1 protein-coding gene and 1 pseudogene are annotated in these 1,993 nt (G+C 67.0%); one reads left to right on the forward strand and one right to left on the reverse strand.

Going from position 1 to position 1,993, the window contains the following annotated elements:
- Window positions 1–1,454 (reverse strand): TonB-dependent receptor plug domain-containing protein (locus ACFDS3_RS20620; RefSeq protein WP_375264196.1); only part of this gene is annotated, 1,454 nt, incomplete at its 3' end.
- A gap of 198 nt (window positions 1,455–1,652) precedes the next feature.
- Here ACFDS3_RS20620 and ACFDS3_RS20625 point away from each other — a divergent pair.
- Window positions 1,653–1,993, forward strand: a pseudogene (locus ACFDS3_RS20625) (ChuX/HutX family heme-like substrate-binding protein); the annotation flags it as partial.

Below are 1,993 nucleotides of genomic sequence, written 5' to 3' on the forward strand. Positions count from 1 at the left end.
GGGGTGACGCGGTACTGCGCCGACGCGTTGGTGCCGAGATCGTCGATGATCGGCAGGTTCTCGGTATAGGCGGCGCTGCCGACGACCGACAGGCCGTTGCCGAAATCGTAGGCCAAGGCCAGCCCGCCCATCAGGCCGTCCTTGTCGTAGCTGTCCGGGACGCCGGCAAGATCGGTCTCACTTTCGATGTGCGAGGTCTCGTAGCGCAGGGCGGGCGTGACCGTGACCGCGCCGATGGACATCTCGTCGATGAGGAACAGGGCGAAACGGTCGTTGGTGCCGCCGGGGGCACCGGCGTCGGAATTGTCGGCGCGGACGCGGCGCTGCGCCTCGATGCCCGCCAACATGTCGTGCGACACGGTGCCGGTGTCGAACTGCGCCCGGTTCGTCACGGTCAGCTTTGTGGTCTCGTACTGCTGGTCCGCGTTCACCGTGCTCAGCAGGAACGGGAAGGTGGGCGTGCCTTCCAGCGGGGACGAGCCGGGTACGTAGTCGTACTCGATCACCGGGTCCGAGTAGGACAGGTTGGCGCGCAGGTCGATCAGGTCGCTGGCCGGGTTGTAGCGGTACTCGACCGCCGTCTGCGCCGTGTCGGTCAGCCGGTCGACGTTGCCGAACGTCCCGCCGGACGTGTCGAACTGGTCGTAGGGCACGTCCTTGTCGTCGGCCACGGTGCGCGAATGGCTGATGCTCAGCGAATGCTCGTCGTCGTCGCCGAAGGTGAACGTGCCCTTGGCCAGGTAGGAGGGCGTGCGGAAAGCGCTGTTGCCGATGGTGTCGCCGTCGCCGGCGGTCAGGTCGTCCTGGTCCCGCAGGGTGTAGTTCAGCAGGAACTCGGCGCCCTCGGCCGGCATCCAGGCCAGGTTGGTCGAGCTTGCGAAGCCGTCGCCGTTCGAGCTGTACTCGAAGGTCTGCGACCCGCCGAAGCCAGGCTCGCCTTCGGTGAAGTCGCTGGCATCCTTGGTTTCCAACAGCACGACGCCGCCGACGATGCCCGACCCGTAGGCGAAGCTGCCGATGGTGCCGCGCAGGACCTCGACCTCCTTGTAGAGCAGCGGATCGGTAAAGAGCTGCGTGCCGATGCGGTAGAGCTCCTCGGACCCGACGCTGGCGCCGTCGATCTGCACGGCGATCTTCTGGTCGGTGCCGTAGGTCGGGTTGGCGCCGACGCCGCGGATGTTGATCCCCGAGCCCTGCGGCGTGGTGCCGTTGACCAGCGTCACGCCGGGGACCGAGTCGATCAGTTGCGCGACCGTGCTGGCCTGCCGGTCCTGGATCTCCTCCTCGTCCACGACGGTTCGGGCGAGCGCGGTGCCGAAGCTCAGGTCGCGCTTGCCGCCGGTGAAGATCAGCGTGCCGAGAAAGCCGGGGGTGTCGGTGCCTTGCGCGGCGGCCGGCACGGCCAGCGACAGGCAGACGAGCGCGGTCGTGCCGCGCAACAGGGGGGTGATCATGGCGCCATCCTTGCAGCGTATTGGGCCGTAGCTTGCGAAGGCTGGCGCGGCGGTTCGGGTGAATTTGCGATGAAGCGCATCGCAACGGGTTGCAGCGTTAAACTTCTCTGATTAAAACAGTCAAGTAATTTGAGACAGCCACGCACCGAAACACATCGGGCGCAGCCATCGGACCCGCTTTCCAATCCGAGGACGCCCATGACCCAGCGACAGGCTGTGACCCCCGACCATATTCGTGCCTATCTGGCCGAGAACCCGAAGATGCGCGCGCGCGACGCCGCCCACGCGCTCGGCATCGCCGAGGCGCAGCTTGTCGCCGCCGGCGTCGGTGCCGGCACGACGCGGATCACCCCGCATCCCGACGACATCATCCCCGCCGCCGAGGCTCTGGGCGAGGTCATGGCCCTGACGCGGGTCGAGGCCTGCGTGCACGAGAAGGTCGGCGCCTACGGCAACTACCATCCCGGCGAACATGCGGCGATGACGCTGGCCGAGGACATCGACCTGATTGACCTCGCAAGGGCAGAGTGCAGTTCTCC

This window comes from Palleronia sp. (assembly GCF_042089775.1).
Lineage (GTDB): Bacteria > Pseudomonadota > Alphaproteobacteria > Rhodobacterales > Rhodobacteraceae > Palleronia.